Source organism: Minwuia sp., assembly GCF_048263705.1.
Classification (GTDB): Bacteria; Pseudomonadota; Alphaproteobacteria; order Minwuiales; family Minwuiaceae; genus Minwuia.
Genome location: NZ_JBLXDV010000009.1, coordinates 104,596 through 119,956 on the forward strand (window position 1 = coordinate 104,596; position 15,361 = coordinate 119,956).

The 15,361-nt window shown below is 62.7% G+C and carries 15 protein-coding genes; 5 read left to right on the forward strand and 10 right to left on the reverse strand.

Annotated elements, in window-relative coordinates; all coding sequences use genetic code 11:
- Nucleotides 1-25: 25 nt before the first annotated feature.
- From ACN0X7_RS13890 to ACN0X7_RS13915, 6 genes are read right to left on the reverse strand one after another with little or no spacing between them, the layout of a single operon-like run.
- Nucleotides 26-1,177 carry a M24 family metallopeptidase gene (locus ACN0X7_RS13890; RefSeq protein ID WP_417518247.1) on the reverse strand — a complete coding sequence of 384 codons (1,152 nt, stop codon included), beginning with the start codon at nucleotides 1,175-1,177 and terminating at the stop codon, nucleotides 26-28.
- Nucleotides 1,178-1,183: 6 nt separating this feature from the next.
- Nucleotides 1,184-2,122, reverse strand: coding sequence for a DMT family transporter (locus ACN0X7_RS13895; RefSeq protein WP_417518249.1), 939 nt, complete (start codon nucleotides 2,120-2,122; stop codon nucleotides 1,184-1,186).
- 7 nt (nucleotides 2,123-2,129) lie between these two features.
- Nucleotides 2,130-2,909 (reverse strand): peptidoglycan editing factor PgeF, encoded by a 780-nt coding sequence (gene pgeF, locus ACN0X7_RS13900; protein ID WP_417518251.1) that lies wholly within the window; start codon nucleotides 2,907-2,909, stop codon nucleotides 2,130-2,132.
- Nucleotides 2,875-3,969: a class I SAM-dependent methyltransferase gene (locus tag ACN0X7_RS13905; RefSeq protein WP_417518253.1), complete on the reverse strand. Its 1,095-nt coding sequence runs from the start codon at nucleotides 3,967-3,969 to the stop codon at nucleotides 2,875-2,877. Before ACN0X7_RS13905 ends, pgeF begins: the two co-directional genes overlap by 35 nt.
- Entirely contained in the window at nucleotides 3,966-4,778 is an 813-nt protein-coding gene (lgt, locus tag ACN0X7_RS13910) for a prolipoprotein diacylglyceryl transferase (protein ID WP_417518255.1), read from the reverse strand. Before lgt ends, ACN0X7_RS13905 begins: the two co-directional genes overlap by 4 nt.
- A gap of 24 nt (nucleotides 4,779-4,802) precedes the next feature.
- Nucleotides 4,803-5,702: a peptidylprolyl isomerase gene (locus ACN0X7_RS13915; protein ID WP_417518257.1), complete on the reverse strand. Its 900-nt coding sequence runs from the start codon at nucleotides 5,700-5,702 to the stop codon at nucleotides 4,803-4,805.
- Between the two features lie 244 nt (nucleotides 5,703-5,946).
- Here ACN0X7_RS13915 and secA point away from each other — a divergent pair, with 244 nt between their 5' ends.
- Both secA and ACN0X7_RS13925 read left to right on the forward strand, forming a co-directional pair.
- Nucleotides 5,947-8,673 (forward strand): preprotein translocase subunit SecA, encoded by a 2,727-nt coding sequence (gene secA, locus ACN0X7_RS13920; RefSeq protein WP_417518259.1) that lies wholly within the window; start codon nucleotides 5,947-5,949, stop codon nucleotides 8,671-8,673.
- Between the two features lie 370 nt (nucleotides 8,674-9,043).
- Entirely contained in the window at nucleotides 9,044-9,760 is a 717-nt protein-coding gene (locus ACN0X7_RS13925; RefSeq protein WP_417518261.1) for a hypothetical protein, read from the forward strand.
- Between the two features lie 2 nt (nucleotides 9,761-9,762).
- Here the strand turns inward: ACN0X7_RS13925 and ACN0X7_RS13930 are convergent, their stop codons facing one another.
- A complete protein-coding gene (locus ACN0X7_RS13930) occupies nucleotides 9,763-10,671 on the reverse strand; it encodes a LysR family transcriptional regulator (protein ID WP_417518263.1) in 909 nt (302 codons plus the stop codon).
- 110 nt (nucleotides 10,672-10,781) lie between these two features.
- On the opposite strand from ACN0X7_RS13930, the gene ACN0X7_RS13935 reads away from it, so the two are divergent.
- The 3 genes from ACN0X7_RS13935 (at nucleotide 10,782) to ACN0X7_RS13945 (ending at nucleotide 12,984) form a co-directional block, all read left to right on the forward strand.
- Nucleotides 10,782-11,732 carry a glutathione S-transferase family protein gene (locus ACN0X7_RS13935; protein ID WP_417518265.1) on the forward strand — a complete coding sequence of 317 codons (951 nt, stop codon included), beginning with the start codon at nucleotides 10,782-10,784 and terminating at the stop codon, nucleotides 11,730-11,732.
- A gap of 135 nt (nucleotides 11,733-11,867) precedes the next feature.
- Entirely contained in the window at nucleotides 11,868-12,398 is a 531-nt protein-coding gene (locus ACN0X7_RS13940) for a YceI family protein (RefSeq protein WP_417518267.1), read from the forward strand.
- Nucleotides 12,399-12,423: 25 nt separating this feature from the next.
- On the forward strand, nucleotides 12,424-12,984 hold the full coding sequence (locus ACN0X7_RS13945; protein WP_417518269.1) for a gamma-glutamylcyclotransferase: 561 nt from the start codon (nucleotides 12,424-12,426) through the stop codon (nucleotides 12,982-12,984).
- Between the two features lie 7 nt (nucleotides 12,985-12,991).
- On the opposite strand, the gene ACN0X7_RS13950 is transcribed toward ACN0X7_RS13945, so the two are convergent.
- The 3 genes from ACN0X7_RS13950 to hflK are packed head-to-tail and all read right to left on the reverse strand — an operon-like array spanning nucleotide 12,992 to nucleotide 15,199.
- Complete coding sequence (locus ACN0X7_RS13950; RefSeq protein ID WP_417518271.1) at nucleotides 12,992-13,177, reverse strand: DUF2065 family protein; 186 nt, start codon at nucleotides 13,175-13,177, stop codon at nucleotides 12,992-12,994.
- 25 nt (nucleotides 13,178-13,202) lie between these two features.
- On the reverse strand, nucleotides 13,203-14,078 hold the full coding sequence (gene hflC, locus ACN0X7_RS13955; RefSeq protein WP_417518273.1) for a protease modulator HflC: 876 nt from the start codon (nucleotides 14,076-14,078) through the stop codon (nucleotides 13,203-13,205).
- Entirely contained in the window at nucleotides 14,075-15,199 is a 1,125-nt protein-coding gene (hflK, locus tag ACN0X7_RS13960) for an FtsH protease activity modulator HflK (RefSeq protein ID WP_417518275.1), read from the reverse strand. The genes hflC and hflK overlap by 4 nt, the downstream gene beginning before the upstream one ends.
- Between the last annotated feature and the right edge of the window lie 162 nt (nucleotides 15,200-15,361).

Sequence of the window (15,361 nt, forward strand, 5' to 3'; positions counted from 1 at the left end):
CCAGCATGATGATCCAGGGCATGGCTCAGACCGCCTTCAGTTCGAGGTCGTGACGGCTGAGCACTTCCGGCCCGGCCTCTGTCACCAGCGACGACCGGCCCAGTGTCATGGCGGTCCCGCTGTCGCTGTCCATCAGGATCATGTGCAGGAAGAACGCCATGCCCGGCTGCAGCACGACCGGATTGTCCGCGTAGAACATCGGCCAGTCCATCCAGATCGGCGCATAGGCCGTCCCCATGCAATAGCCACAGGCGTTCAGGCGATGCGCGCCGAACCCCGCACGGTCGAACACATCGGCGTGAATCTGGAACACATCGCCCATGGCCGCGCCCGGCCTGAGCGCATCCTCGCAGGCCAGCAGGGCATCCCGGCAGGCGCTGTGCATGGCGCGCTGGCGATCGGTCACCCTGCCGACGGGCAGGGTGTGCATCATCGCCGCGTGGTACCGCCGATAGGTGCCCGCATATTCCAGGGTCAGCTGGTCGACCGGATCCAGATGACGGCGGCCGGACTGGTAGCGGCAAAGCAGCGCGTGCTCGCCCGAGCCGATGATGAATTCATTGCCGGCATAGTCGCCGCCGCCCCTGAAGACCGCACCCTGCATCGCCGCCAGGATATCGCCCTCGAACGCACCGGGCCGCGATTCGGCCAGGGCGGCATCCAGCGCATCGTCGGCCAGTTCGCCGGCGCGCCGCACATAGACGATCTCGGCCTCGGATTTCACCAGACGCAGGCGGCTGATCAGCATTGACGCGTCGATCATCACGCCGAAGCCTTCCATGGCGGTGTCGAACATGCGCAGCGACCGGCCCGTCAAGCCATAGGCTTCCAGTTCGACACCCATCCGCGTGCCGTCCAGATCGAGTTCTTCCAGAATTTCCCTCAGGTCGAGGGACGGATTCGCGCCTTCGCGATCGCGCCAGATCCGGATGTCGGTGACCGTCGAGGTGATCTGAGCCTGCCGCAGGTCCGGTGCCCGGGTCAGCAGCACGATCCGGCCATCCGCGGTCAGAACCATGCACTGGAAGAAGGCATATCCGAACGTGTCGTAACCGGTCAGATAATACATGCTCTCCTGTCGGAACATCAGCAGGGCGTCCAGCCGCTGGTCCTTCATGGCGGCACAGGTCGCGCCGATGCGTGCGTCGAACTCGTCGCGTGTGAAATGCAAGGCCATGATGCGTCAGCTCCGTGCGTGTTGTCCCGTCAGGCGCGGCCAGAAGAATTCGATGGCCACCGCACCGCAGATCACTGCGATGGCGACAAACTGCAGCCAGCTGACAGGCTGGGACAGCAGGGCCAGTGACAAGCCCGCCGCGATCACGGGTTTGAGAAAGAACAGATAAGAGCCTCGCGCAATGTCAGGTACGGCTGCAAGCCCCCAGAACCAGAGCAGCATGCCGATGGTCGTGTTCCATATGCCGATGGTCGCGAGCGCCAGCGCTTCGCCCGCCGGCCGGTCGAGCAGGGTGAACGGGTTCACCCAGATGCCCCAGGCGGCCCCGACGATGACCCAGAGTCCCAGTGCACCGATCCCCGCCGTCAGCGCCATCATGCGCACACCGCCGTAATGCAGGATCAGCGGTTTCGCCAGCACCGAATAGGCGGAACCGGTCGCTGCGCAGGCCAGCCCCAGAAAGATGCCGAACAGATTGTCGCCATCGCCGGAGAGTTTCTCCAGATATCCGTCGGTCAGAAGAACCACGATCCCGAGAAAGGCGGCGATGCCGGTGAAGATCTTGCCGGGACCCAGCGGCTGGCGATTGACCGCCGCGTTGATCACGGCCACCCAGATCGGGATCGTCGTGGTCAGCGTGGCGACCTGAATGACGGTCGCGAAGTCCAGTGCCCAGTGAAACATCAGCATCGGCAGGCTGATCCCGAAGACCGAGAGCAGAACGATGCGCACGGGTTCCGCCGCCAGCGGCCGCCAGAAATCGCGCGTGGCCGGGCGCAGCAGCGCGAACAGGACAAGTCCGGCAGCGCCCAGCACATAACGCCAGACCGAGACTTCCGGACCGGAGACCCCCGTCAGCACCGAGACGAACTCACTGGTCGAGTGCCCGAGCACACCGATGAATACCGCCAGATAGGCCCAGGTCGCGGGCTGTCGCACGGTCACGGGCAGGTCACCTCCCCGTCAGCATGATGGCCGCGATCAGACGGCCATAGTCGGGCTCTTTCCGGTGCACACTCCTGCGGTAGCTGTAGAACAGCTCCGCTTCCGCATAAGTGTCGCGTGCAAGGTCGGTAAACCGGTCAGCAGGGATTCCGGCCGCGGCCATGCGCGCGGCGATATAGCCGGGCAGGTCGAAGAAGGGTCGCGGTGCGTCCGCCGGTTGCCGGAAAAAGCGCCGGTTGTCGGGATCGGCATCGGTGAACCGTTCCAGGAACTCCGGGCCGACCTCGTAGGAAGCCTGTGCCAGCGTCGGCCCCAGGGCCGCAACGATGCGGTCGCGCAATGCCCCCAGTTTCTCCATCGCCTCCAGCGTGGCCTCGAGGACACCGCCGAAAGCGCCGCCCCACCCCGCGTGCGCCGCCCCGATCACGGCGGCTTCGGGGTCAGCGAACAGCACAGGCCCGCAGTCCGCGGTCAGGATGCCGAGCGCAATCCCAGGCGTGCGCGTGACCATCGCATCCGCCTTCGGCGGCGCGCCATCGAAGGGCCCGTCGACAAGAAACACGTCCGGACTGTGGTGCTGATGCACGGTGAGCAGATGATCGGCACCCATGTCGGCGGCCACCCTGCGCCGGTTCTCGGCCACATTCGCCGGGTCGTCATCCGAACCGAGACCCGCATTCAATCCCGCGTAGATGCCTTCGGAAACACCGCCCGCGCGCGTATACCAACCGTGGCGGACCCCCGTCAGGGCCTCAAGCGCGGGTGCCGAAAGCTTCTTCAGTGACATAGCCGGTGGGTACTCCGATGTCCGTGCGGGAGATGCACAATACCTTGAAAAGGTGCCCCATGTGCGTCGGATCGGTGAGCCGCCGGAATCCGGCGGTCAATCCGGCACCGGTCTCGCGATCGGCATTCTTCAGAAGCTGCGCCAGTCGCGCCTCGATGCCCAGGCGCAGCAGGAACTGACGCTGGCCGATGGGACCGTGAACGCTGAGCCCCCCGGCGTCGGCGGCACGAGCGACAGCCGCAAAATCCACATGCGCCGTGATGTCGGCCTCGCCCGGTGCTTCCAGCAGGGGATGGAAGGCATGCCCCTTCATCGCCTGAAGCGTGTCACCGGGCACGGTCATCTCGTGACCGTAATCGATCAGCAAAGCCGCCCCGCCCTGCGATGCAATCTGCGCGGCGATGGCACGGACTGCCGCCGCGCGGGCCGGGCCGATCTCGATCACCTCGCCCTCGGTCATCGGCGGCAGGCCAGCCGGCACATCCCCCTGCGGTTCGATCTCGACGATGGCGAGACTGTCATCGTGCAGTCCGACGGCACGCTCCACCAGACCGTCACCGCGGCGCACAAGCTGGCGCACGGGCAGGGCGTCGAGGAATTCGTTGGCGATCAGGATCATGGGCCGCTCGGGCAGGTCCTCGACCGATGCCGCCCAGTGCACGTCGAAGCCTTCGAGGCGTTCCTTCTGGATCGTCTTCAGGCTTTCGCTCGTCTCGACCAGCCAGATCTCGTGATCGTCGGCAAGGCTTGGCGCGGCGCGGCGCATCGCCCGCAGGGCGTCGGCCATCAGCGTACCTCTGCCGGGCCCGGCTTCAACAAGGATCAGATCCTCCGGCAGCCCGGCCCGCCGCCACATGTCGGCCATCCACAGACCCAGCAATTCACCGAACATCTGCGAAATTTCCGGTGCCGTGACGAAATCGCCGCTGCCGCCGATGTCCTGCAACCGGGCGTAATATCCGCTCTCGGGATCGGTCAGCGCGAGGGTCATGTAGCGATCCAGCGGCAGCGGTCCATCCGCCCCGATCACCATCCGCAACCGTTCTTCCAGAAGGTTCACGCGGCCTTCTCCACGGTTTCCACACGGTCACGCCGCAACGCCCGGATCACGAAGAACAGGCCGATCGCGATCATGGGCAAGGACAGCTGCTGTCCGCGCGACAGCCAGCCGAACAGCGGATCGAGCCCGGCGTCCCATTGGCGGAAGAATTCGACGATGAAGCGGCTGATCCCGTACCCGGCGAGGAAACCGCCGAAGATCAGACCGGGGCGGCGATAGGCCCCGTATGCGCGAACCAGCACATTCAGCACGATGAACAGCAACAGGCCTTCCAACAGGGCCTCGTAGATCTGGCTGGGATGCCGCGGCTGCCCATCCGATCCGGGGAAGATCATGCCCCACGGCACATCGGTCGGACGGCCATAGAGCTCGCCGTTGATGAAGTTGGCAATGCGCCCGAAGAAAAGCCCGATGGGTGCCACCGTGCATAACACGTCGCCGAAGCTGAGCTTCGGGATGCCCTTCACGCTGCAGAAGATGTAAGCCGCCACGACCACGCCCAGGGCGCCGCCGTGGAAGGACATGCCACCCTGCCAGATGGCCAGGGCCTGGGACGGATTGTCCAGATAGAAGGGCAGACCGTAGAACAGCACGTAGCCCAGCCGCCCGCCCAGAATCACACCGACCGCCGCCCACACGAAGAACATGTCGGGATGTTCCGGTCGGACCGGCGTATCGGTGCGACGTCCCAGACGCATGGCGTACCGCCAGCCCAGCACCAGCCCGACGATATAGGCCAGCGCATACCAGCGGATCGCCAGCGGTCCGATCTGGAAGATGACCGGATCTATCTCGGGGAACGTCAGCACATCAGATCACCGTCGGACGGGCACCTACTCCTTCGGCGCTTCAGCCGGTGCATCCGCTGCGGGCAGCGGCGATCCGTCGATCTGGAATTCCTCGATCTCGGCATCCCCCCGCAGGTCATCGACCAGCGCGGTGAGCACTTCGCCGCTCATCTCACGGCGCAGGTCTTCCTGCTTTTCCTCGAAACTCGGATGCTCGCGGCGCTCCTCGACCTTGATGACGTGCCAACCGAACTCGGTCTTGACCGGTGTCTGGGAGAAGGTGCCCGGCTCCATCACGAAGGCCGCCTTCTCGAATTCGGCGACCATCTGCCCTTCGCTGAAGAACCCGAGGTTTCCGCCCTGCGGACCGCTGGGGCCCGTCGACTTCTGCTTGGCCAGTTCGGCGAAATCCGCGCCGCCCTTCAGTTCCGTGATGACGGCATTGGCCTCCTCCTCGGTCTTCAGGAGAATATGGCGCGCCTTCACCGAGGGTTCCGGCTCGGCCGTTTTCACATATTCATCATATCGCGCGCGCAGGGCGTCTTCGGTCATCTGGCTCTCGATCTGGGAGATCAGGTAAAATTCCAGTATCTTGGACTCGCGGAAAGCCTCGACTTCGGCCTTCAGCGCCGCATCGTCGGCGATGTCGGTCTTGCGCGCTTCCACCAGCATCAGCTTGTTGTTGACGGCCCGGCGGACCAGCAGCGGATAAAGCGCGCTGATCGGGATCTGCTGATATTGCGGCGGCAGGTCCTTGATCATCGACATGACCTCGGAAAGCCGGATCTCCTCGCCGTTCACACGCGCCGCGACCGGATTCTCGTCAACCGGGGCGGCCGCGGGCGTCTGGGCGGTATCCGGCGTTGTCGTCTGGGCGGCAAGGGGCGACGCGGCGACGGCCAGAGCCAAGGCCAGCGCGGTCCCGAGAGGGCGGTAATGAAGCATGAAACGGTCCTTATCAGGCAGAAACAAATGTCTGCCTGCTGACATAACCCCTGCGCCGCCCGGTCACAACCGGAACGCTGCGCGATGACGATCTGGTGTTCGAAAGCATGACCCACCTTTGGCGCGCCGCGTTGACAGCGTTACCTGCCCCGCCTATGTCACCGTTTGATCCCGATTGAGGGCCATTGCCTTTGCGCGGCCCGCAACCGACGCTCCATTTGATCTGCCTCAGGGAATACTATTCATGATCGGCGCCTTTGCCCGAAAAATCTTCGGAACGCCCAATGACCGTCTGGTGAAAACCTTCCAGAAGCAGGTCGATCCGATCAACGCGCTCGAGCCCGAGTTCGAGGCGAAGTCGGACGATGAGCTGCGCCAGCGGATCGCCGAACTGAAGCAGGAAGTGGCCGGCGGCAGGAAGCTGGACGATGTTCAGGTGGAGACCTTTGCCATCGTGCGCGAGGCCGCCAAGCGCACCCTCGGACAGCGCCATTTCGACGTTCAGCTGGTCGGCGGCATGGCGCTGCATCAGGGCCGTATCGCCGAAATGCGCACCGGTGAAGGCAAGACGCTGGTGGCCACCCTGCCCGTCGTGCTGAACGCGCTGACCGGTCGCGGCGTCCACGTGGTGACGGTGAACGACTATCTGGCGAAACGCGACAGCGAATGGATGGGACAGGTCTACCGGTTTCTGGGGCTGACAGTCGGCTGCATCGTGCACGGCATGAACGACCTGGAACGCCGCGCGGCCTATGCCTCGGATGTCACCTACGCGACCAACAACGAACTCGGCTTCGACTACCTGCGCGACAACATGAAATTCAGCCGTGACGAGATGGTGCAGCGCGACCACCACTACGCCATCGTCGATGAGGTCGACTCGATCCTGGTCGACGAGGCCCGGACGCCGCTGATCATCTCCGGTCCGGCGGAAGACTCCTCCGACATGTACACGACGATCGACCCCCTGGTGCGGGAACTGTCGGACGAACATTTCGAGGTCGACGAAAAGGCGCGCTCGGCCAGCCTGACCGAAGACGGGCAGCAGTTCATGGAAGAGCGGCTGACCGAACTGGAGATGCTGCACGCGCCCAGCCTGTACGACATGGAGAACGTCGGAATCGTTCACCATCTCAACCAGGCCCTGCGCGCCCACAAGCTGTTCCAGCGCGATACCGACTACATTGTGCGCGACGACAAGGTGATCATCATCGACGAGTTCACCGGCCGCATGATGGAAGGCCGGCGCTACTCCGAGGGGCTGCATCAGGCGCTGGAGGCCAAGGAAGGCGTCACCATCCAGCCCGAGAACCAGACCCTCGCCTCGATCACCTTCCAGAATTACTTCCGCGGCTACGACAAGCTGGGCGGGATGACCGGCACCGCGGCGACCGAGGCAGAGGAATTCGAACAGATCTACAATCTGCCGGTCATCGAGATTCCGACCAATGTGCCCGTGGCACGCAAGGACTATGACGACGAGGTCTACCGGACCGCCGCCGAGAAGAACGCTGCCATCGCCGATCTGATCGAGGAATGCCAGAAGAAGGGCCAGCCGGTTCTGGTCGGCACCGTTTCCATCGAGAAATCCGAGGCCCTTTCCGAACTGCTGAAAGCGCGCAAGATCAAGCACAGCGTGCTGAATGCCCGCCACCACGAACAGGAAGCCCAGATCGTCGCGCTTGCGGGCCAGTCCGGCTCGGTGACGATCGCGACCAACATGGCCGGGCGCGGCACCGACATCCAGCTGGGCGGCAATCTGGACATGCGGCTGGCGAACGAACTGGGCGATCAGCGCGACGAGAGCAAACGGGCCGAACTGGAGGCCCGGATCGCCGCAGAGGTCGCTGCCGACAGGGAGAAGGTCGTTGCCGCAGGCGGCCTGTTCGTCATCGGTACCGAACGCCACGAAAGCCGCCGCATTGACAATCAGTTGCGCGGACGTTCAGGACGCCAGGGCGACCCCGGCGCGTCGCGTTTCTTCCTGTCGCTGGAAGACGACCTGATGCGCATCTTCGGTTCCGAACGCATGGACACGATGCTGCGCCGGCTGGGCCTGAAGGAAGGCGAGGCCATTGTCCATCCGTGGATCAACAAGGCGCTGGAGAAGGCCCAGCAGAAGGTCGAGGCCCGCAACTACGACATTCGCAAGAACCTGCTGAAGTTCGACGATGTGATGAACGATCAGCGCAAGGTGATCTACGAACAGCGCCTGGAACTGATGGATGCCGACGAAATCTCGGAGACTGTCTCCGGCATGCGTCAGGAGACCGTCGAGATCACGGTCGCCCGCTTCATCCCGCCGAACGCCTACCCCGAACAATGGGACTCGGAAGGCCTGAAAGCGGAGGTCAAGCGGATCTTCGGCCTGGAACTGCCCGTCGTCGAGTGGGCCGCCGAGGAAGGCATCGCCGACGAGGAGATCGTCGAACGCATCAACAAGGCGGTTGACCGGCACATGGCCGAGAAGGCAGCGCGCTACACGCCGCCTGTGATGCGCATGATCGAGAAGAGCCTGACACTTCAGATTCTGGACCAGACCTGGAAGGAACATCTGCAGCAGCTCGATTTCCTGCGTCAGGCCGTCGGCCTGCGCGCCTATGCCCAGCGGGACCCGCTGAACGAATACAAGGCCGAGGCGTTCGAACTGTTCGAGGGCATGCTGAACCGCATGCGTGAAACCGTGACCGGCGCGCTGGCCCACATGGAGTTCCAGGTCGGCGACGCGGACGCGGACATCGCGCGGCCCGAAGGCCCGTCGGACGACGAACTGATCAAGGTGCATCCGGAGGCCGACGGTATGGAAGGCGCAGCCGAAGCCCGCCAGACGGGCTCGGCAACAGTCGCCAGCCGTCGCACGGAAGTGATTGATCCGGAGGACCCTTCGACCTGGGGCCGGACGCGCCGCAACGCCCCCTGCCCGTGCGGTTCCGGCAAGAAATTCAAGCACTGCCACGGCACGGCGGCGTAGGGATTACCGGTGCCTGGATGTGGACATGGCCACTCAAGCTCCTGCCAGAAAATCCGAAACTGTCGCCGGTGAAGGTGCCGGGCACGTCGGCTCCAATTTCATTTGGTGCGCATAGCAAATTCGTTTTCAGACAACTGCGTTTCAGGCTACATTAACAGACGAGGTAGACGACCTGTTGGAGACGTCGGATGGCGGCAAATACTGGAAGCGCCAGTCGAAAAGGTGCTGTAAAAAATCGAGTTCAGGTGAAAAATCCGGCAACCAACCGGTATGTAAAACTCGACACCTCGACAGGTCGAATTATAGATCACAAAAAAACTCCCGGTCCATATAAAGGCGTTCGGATCGCTTCGAAACCTAAGAAATAGGTATGAGGCGGCTTTATTCGCCAACCTCGGAAACGGTTTTTGATGAGTTGCCTCGTCAGTTGCTGCCCCGACATGCCTTTATACTACGCCAGATCGGCAACCCTCCTGACGTTGATACAGCCATGCACCGCGTGGTCGTTGAAAAACTGCAAGACTTCGGATTTGCAGCTATAGACGCGGATCATAGCGCGGGATCGCCCGATTTCTTGGCAAGAATTGTTTCTCTCATTCGATCCTCTGGTTTCACCATTGCAATTTTTTCTGAAGATACGCGTCCGGAGAGTCTTGCAAATATCTGTTTGGAACTCGGATTTGCGAGCATGTTGGGTAAACCGGTCGTAATCGCGAAATCGGTTCACGCTATCGCGCCGTCAGATCTGGTTCGTGCAGACATCGCAGAATACGATGGGAGAAGACGCAAGACATTTGAACGCAAGCTTCTTCAGTCTTTTCGTGAGGTCGAAGAGCGCGCAGATTTCGAGCAGATCGTACTTTCGGAAACAAAAAACTCTGGCCAGACAGATTTCTCTCTCCTTTACGAAAGGCTGGCGCGAGGGTTTCTCATTTCAGGCAATCCATACTTTATCGATCTCTGTGATGAAATCGTTGCGCAACATATTCAGAAGGAAGCTGACTTGCACCTGACTGGTACGGCAAACATTCTTGACGAAATGAGAATTTTTTCTGGATTGGCCCGCAAGTCACTTTCCATCAAATAGGACTATATTCCCTCATCCCAGTAGGGCGGATCGCCGAAATGGTTCGCCAGGAAGTCGATGAAGGCCCGCACCTTGGGCGAGAGATGTTTGCGATGCGGGTATACCGCGTGGATGTTGCGGTCCTGCGGCACCCAGTCCGTCAGAAGCGGCACCAGCGTCCCGGCACGGATGGCCTTGTAGGTGATGAAGGTCGGGTCGATCACCAGCCCTCGTCCGGCGATGGCGGCATCCCGGAGTATCTCGCCGTTGTTGGACCGCAGGGGGCCATCCACGCCGACCTGTACGGTCTCGTCGCCTCTGGTGAATGACAGCAGCGCGGTCTCGGACGCATTCGTGTAGATCAGCATCCGATGCTGCTTCAGGTCCTGCGGATGCTGCGGCTGGCCGTGGGCCGCGATGTAGGACGGGCTGGCCAGCAATTGTGCCCGGCTGGGGGCCAGTTTCCGGGCAATCAGGCTGGAATCCGCCATCTGCGTAATACGGATGGCGACGTCCACGCCCTGTTCGATCAGGTCGACGAAGCTGTCGGTGAGTTCCAGGTCGACCGTCACTTCCGGATAGGCGCACATGAAGGCGGCGACCGCCGGTGCCAGATGCATGGTGCCGAAGCTCATGGGCGCATTGACCTTCAGACGTCCGCGCGGGCCATCCTGCAACTGCGCGACGGCCTGATCCGCCGCCTCGGCCTCCGCCAGGATCCGGGCGCAATAGCCGTAGTACGTCTGTCCGACCTCGGTCAGGCTGATCTGCCGCGTGGTCCGGTTCACCAGCCGAGCGCCCAGGCGTTCCTCCAGCCGGGCGAGTTGTTTCGAGACGGCTGATTTCGAGAGGCCCAGCCGATCCGCCGCCTGGCTGAAGCTCATCGCCTCGGCCACCGCCGCAAACACCGCCATCGCCGTCAGATCGTGCATCGCGCCTGCCTTTGTTTCCAACTGGAAACCGAATACTTCCACGTGTCCGGCTGGAGACCAAGCGCCAAGACCCTATCTGTCAGGTCATCAGTCAGAAAAGGACAGTCGCGATGGGTCTGCTCGAAAACGGCGTATGGCGGGACAAGGCACGCAAGCCTTCGGCTGAAGGCGCGTTCGATCGTACGGAATCACAGCTGCGGAACTGGATCAGGAGCGATGGGAGCACCGCGTTCGCGCCCGAATCCGGCCGATACCACCTGTACGTCTCATACGCCTGCCCGTGGGCGCACCGCACGCTGATCTTTCGTGCGCTGAAGGGCCTGCGCGATCATGTCGGCGTTTCCGTCGTCAGCCCGCTGATGCTGGAAAACGGCTGGGAGTTCACGCCGTGGGAGGGGGCGACGGAAGACCATGTGAACGGTTTCACCTACATGCATCAGGTCTACACCGCCAACCAGCCGGACTACACGGGACGGGTCAGCGTGCCGGTGCTGTGGGACAAGAAGACCGGCGGCATCGTCAACAACGAGTCGTCCGAGATCATCCGGATGTTCAATTCCGCGTTCGACGATCTGACGGGCAGCGCGGACGATTTCTATCCGGAAGACCTGCGCAACGAGATCGATCTGGTCAACGCGCGGGTCTATGAAACCGTCAACAACGGCGTTTACCGTTCCGGCTTCGCGACCACGCAGGAAGCCTACGATGAGGCCGTCACCGCGCTGTTCGATACGCTGGACTGGCTGGAAGACCGGCTGGGGCAGCAGCGCTATCTGGCCGGCGACCGGATCACGGAGGCGGACTGGCGGCTGTTTCCGACGCTGATCCGCTTCGATCATGTCTATCACGGGCATTTCAAGTGCAACGTCCGGCGTCTGGTGGACTATCCAAACCTGTTCGCTCACACGCGCGAGCTCTACCAGTGGCCAAGCGTCGCCGAGACCGTGAACATGGCCCATATCCGCTGGCACTACTACTACAGCCATCCGCACGTGAACCCGACGCGCGTGGTGTCCGCAGGGCCGGACATCGATTTCGACGCACCGCACGGACGGGGCTGAAGGACACGCGCGAAACCAGCCCGCGCGGACAGGTCGCAGCGCCGCGCCTTGAGACGGGCGCGTTTCTCGCCACATCGGTGGGGTCGGGCGCTTTCTTCATGCGCCGGACGTGTAGCGGAAAAAAGGAACTAAAAAATGAAACGCCTCACAGCTTCGATTGCGCTGGCAACGGCCCTCGCCCTCTCGGCACCCGCGATCGCGGGCAGCCATGCCATGTCTCCCTCATCGGAATTCTCGATGGCTCGACCGGACGGAAGCCAGATCAAGGGCACCTTCAAGGTGATCTCAGGCGATATCGTCATCGACGAAAAGGACCTGACATCCAGTCGCGTGAACATCACGATCAGCACCGATTCGATACAGGCGGATACCGACGCCAGCACCGAAGAGCTGAAATCCGACAAGTTCTTCAACACCGTCGAACACCCCGAGATGACCTTCGTCTCGAAGGAATATGTCAGCACCGGGCCGGGCAAGGGCCGCGTCACGGGCGACCTGACGTTGCTGGATGTGACCCGCGAGGTGACGTTCGACGTGGTGCAGGACGATACCGGCTTCACGGCGTCCGGCACGATCAAGCGGCTCGACTTCGGCATGAGCTACGGTCAGGACGAGATTGACGATGACATCGTCCTCGTCGTCAAATCGCCCAAGTTGAAAAACTGAATTACAGGATCTGCCGGGGGCGGGCGTGTCTGACCTGACGAACGATAGACCCGCTTCCGGCTTTACCCTTCCCGACGGCGATCTGTGGATCTTCGGCTATGGTTCGCTGATGTGGCGGCCGGGATTCGAACATGTCGAACAGCACCGGGCGATGCTGCCGGGACGTCACCGGAGACTGTGTGTCTGGTCCTGGTATCACCGGGGCCTGCAGCACGCGCCGGGTCTCGTCATGGGTCTCGACCGGGGCGGGTCCTGCATCGGCAGCGCGTTCCGCGTGCCGGCCCGGGAAGCACCCGGTGCCTTCGAATATCTTGCCGCACGGGAGATGGTGACGCCGGTCTACCGGCCCTCGCGCGTCACCTTGCGCCTGCAGGACGGTCGCCGGGTCGATGGCGTGACCTTCACCGTCGATCGCACCAATCCGCAATACGCCGGACGCCTGACTGTGGAGACCGCCGCCGACACGGTCCGCAGATCGGAAGGACACAGCGGGCACAATGCGGACTACGTCCGGGAAACCGTCGCCCAGTTGCGTCGCATGGCGGTGCGCGACCCCTTCCTGGAGGCCGTTGCCGCCGCGCTTTGACAAAGGCTCAGACGCGCAGCAGCCAGACCGGTCCCACCCCGGTCACGCAGGCGACCAGCCCCATGACCCTGATCCGGTCAGCCGGCAGGGAAAGCAGCGTCGCCATCGCCCGCCGCATGCCGTCGGGAAAAAGAGCATAGGCCGCGCCCTCCAGGGCCAGTGCCAGGGCAAGCGCGACCAGCAGCTCAGTCATCGAGGACGATCAGCCCGTGCAAACGCTAGCGCGGTTCGATCGGTTTGATATCGCCGAAGAACTTGAAGAAGTCCGAGTTGGGGCTGAGCACCAGCGTGGTGTCGTCACTGTTCAGCGCCTCGCGATAGGCCTGCAGCGAGCGGTAGAAGGAATAGAAGTCCGGATCCTGTTCCGCCACCTGGTTGAAGATGGCGGCACGTGCGCCGTCGCCTTCACCGCGCAGGATTTCAGAGGTCTTCTTCGCTTCGGCCAGCAGCACCGTCCGGTCGCGATCGGCCTTCGCCGTGATCCGGCGCGCCTCTTCGTCGCCCAGCGCACGCTCTTCCTTGGCCTCGCGCTCGCGTTCGGTGCGCATGCGCTGGAAGATCGCGTCCTTGTTCTGCTCAGGCAGGTCGGCCCGCTTGATGCGGACGTCCACCACTTCGATGCCGTTCGGGGCCATCTGGGCGCTGACCTGACGGCTCAGACGGTTCATCAGTTCCGCGCGTTCACCGGTCAGCAGCGCAGTGAACTGTTCCTTGGCGAGCAGTTCGCGCAACTTCGATCCGACGATCGTGTCGAGCCGGTTCTTGGCCGCTTCCATCGTCGAGTAGGCCTTGATGAATTCCAGCTGATCCGAGATGCGGTAGCGGGTGAAGACATCGACCACCAGCCGCTTCTGGTCGGCGGTCACGACCTCATCCGGTTCGGTGTCCAGCGACAGGATGCGCTTTTCGAGGAACACCACGTCCTGAATGAACGGGACCTTGAAGTGCAGGCCCGGATCGTTCTCGATGTGAACGGGATTGCCGAACTGCAGCACGATGGCCTGCTGGGTCTGGTGGACGGTGTAGATCGCGCTGTAGCCGACGATGGCCAGGATCAGGATCAGAACGCCGACTGTGATGCCGATGATTCTCATTGGTTGTTCCCCTTGTTCCTGCCGGTGAGTTCATTCAGCGGCAGATAGGGCACGACGCCGTTGCCGCCCTTGTCGTCGATGATCACCTTGTCCATGCCCTTCAGCACCTGCTCCATCGTTTCCAGATAGAGACGCCGACCCGTGACTCCGGGGTTGCGCTGATATTCCAGCGCGATGGCGGCGTAACGGCTTGCCTCACCTTCGGCCTCGGCGATCTTCTGCTGCTTGTAGGCCTCGGCCTCTTCCAGCATCTTGGCCGCCTCACCGCGCGCCACCGGCACGATCGAGTTGGCGTACGCATCGGCCTCGTTCTTCTTGCGCTCGCGGTCCGCCTTTGCACGCTGAACGTCGCGGAAAGCGTCGATGACGTTGCTCGGCGGGTCGACCTGCTGCAGTTTGACTTCCTCGATGCTGATGCCGGCCTGATAGTCATCCAGCGTACTCTGGATCAGGGTCTGGACTTCCTGCTCGATCCGGTTCTTGTCGGTGGTCAGCATGGCCTGGATCGGCGCGCGGCCGATCACTTCGCGCATGGCGCTCTCGGCCACCACCTTCAGGGTCTGTGGCGGGTTCTCGATCTCGAACAGATACTTGCCCGCATCGTTGATCTTCCACTGCACCGAGAAATCGATATCCACGATATTCTCGTCACCGGTCAGCATCAGGCTCTCGTCCTTGATGTCGTTCTTGCGGTCCTGGCCGGTGCGGCGGAATCCGATATCGGTCTGCTGGACCTTCGTCACCTCGGGCAGCAGCACGGTCTCGATGGGTGCCGGCAGCTTGAAGTGCAGGCCGGAGTTGGTCGTCCGGACGTACTCGCCGAACCGCAGCACGACGCCCTGCTGCGAGGGTGAGACGCGATAGGCCATCTGCCAGGCCGCGACCACCGCGATGATCAGCAGCACGACGATGATGATGACCGTCCTGTTGCCCCCGCCGCCCGGCGAGAACTGTTTCAGACGATCCTGGCCGCGCCGGATCATCTCTTCGATGTCGGGCTTCTGCGGACCGCCGCCGCCGCCTCCACCGCCCGAGGGCCCCTGCCCCCAGGGACCGCGATTACCGCCGCCGCCTCCGTTGCCGCCGCCTTGCCATCCGCCGCCTTGACTGTTCCAGGGCATAAGGTGTCCTTACATCTCGAGCTGAATTACCGCACCGTTCCGTCCGCTTCTATCGGCGGCGCGAAGAGCGCGTTATATGACGTTGATCCCGGCGGGGCAAACCCGCTGCGGATATGTTTACACGTTGAGCCTCATATCGGGGCGGGATTGGAGTTTTCAACG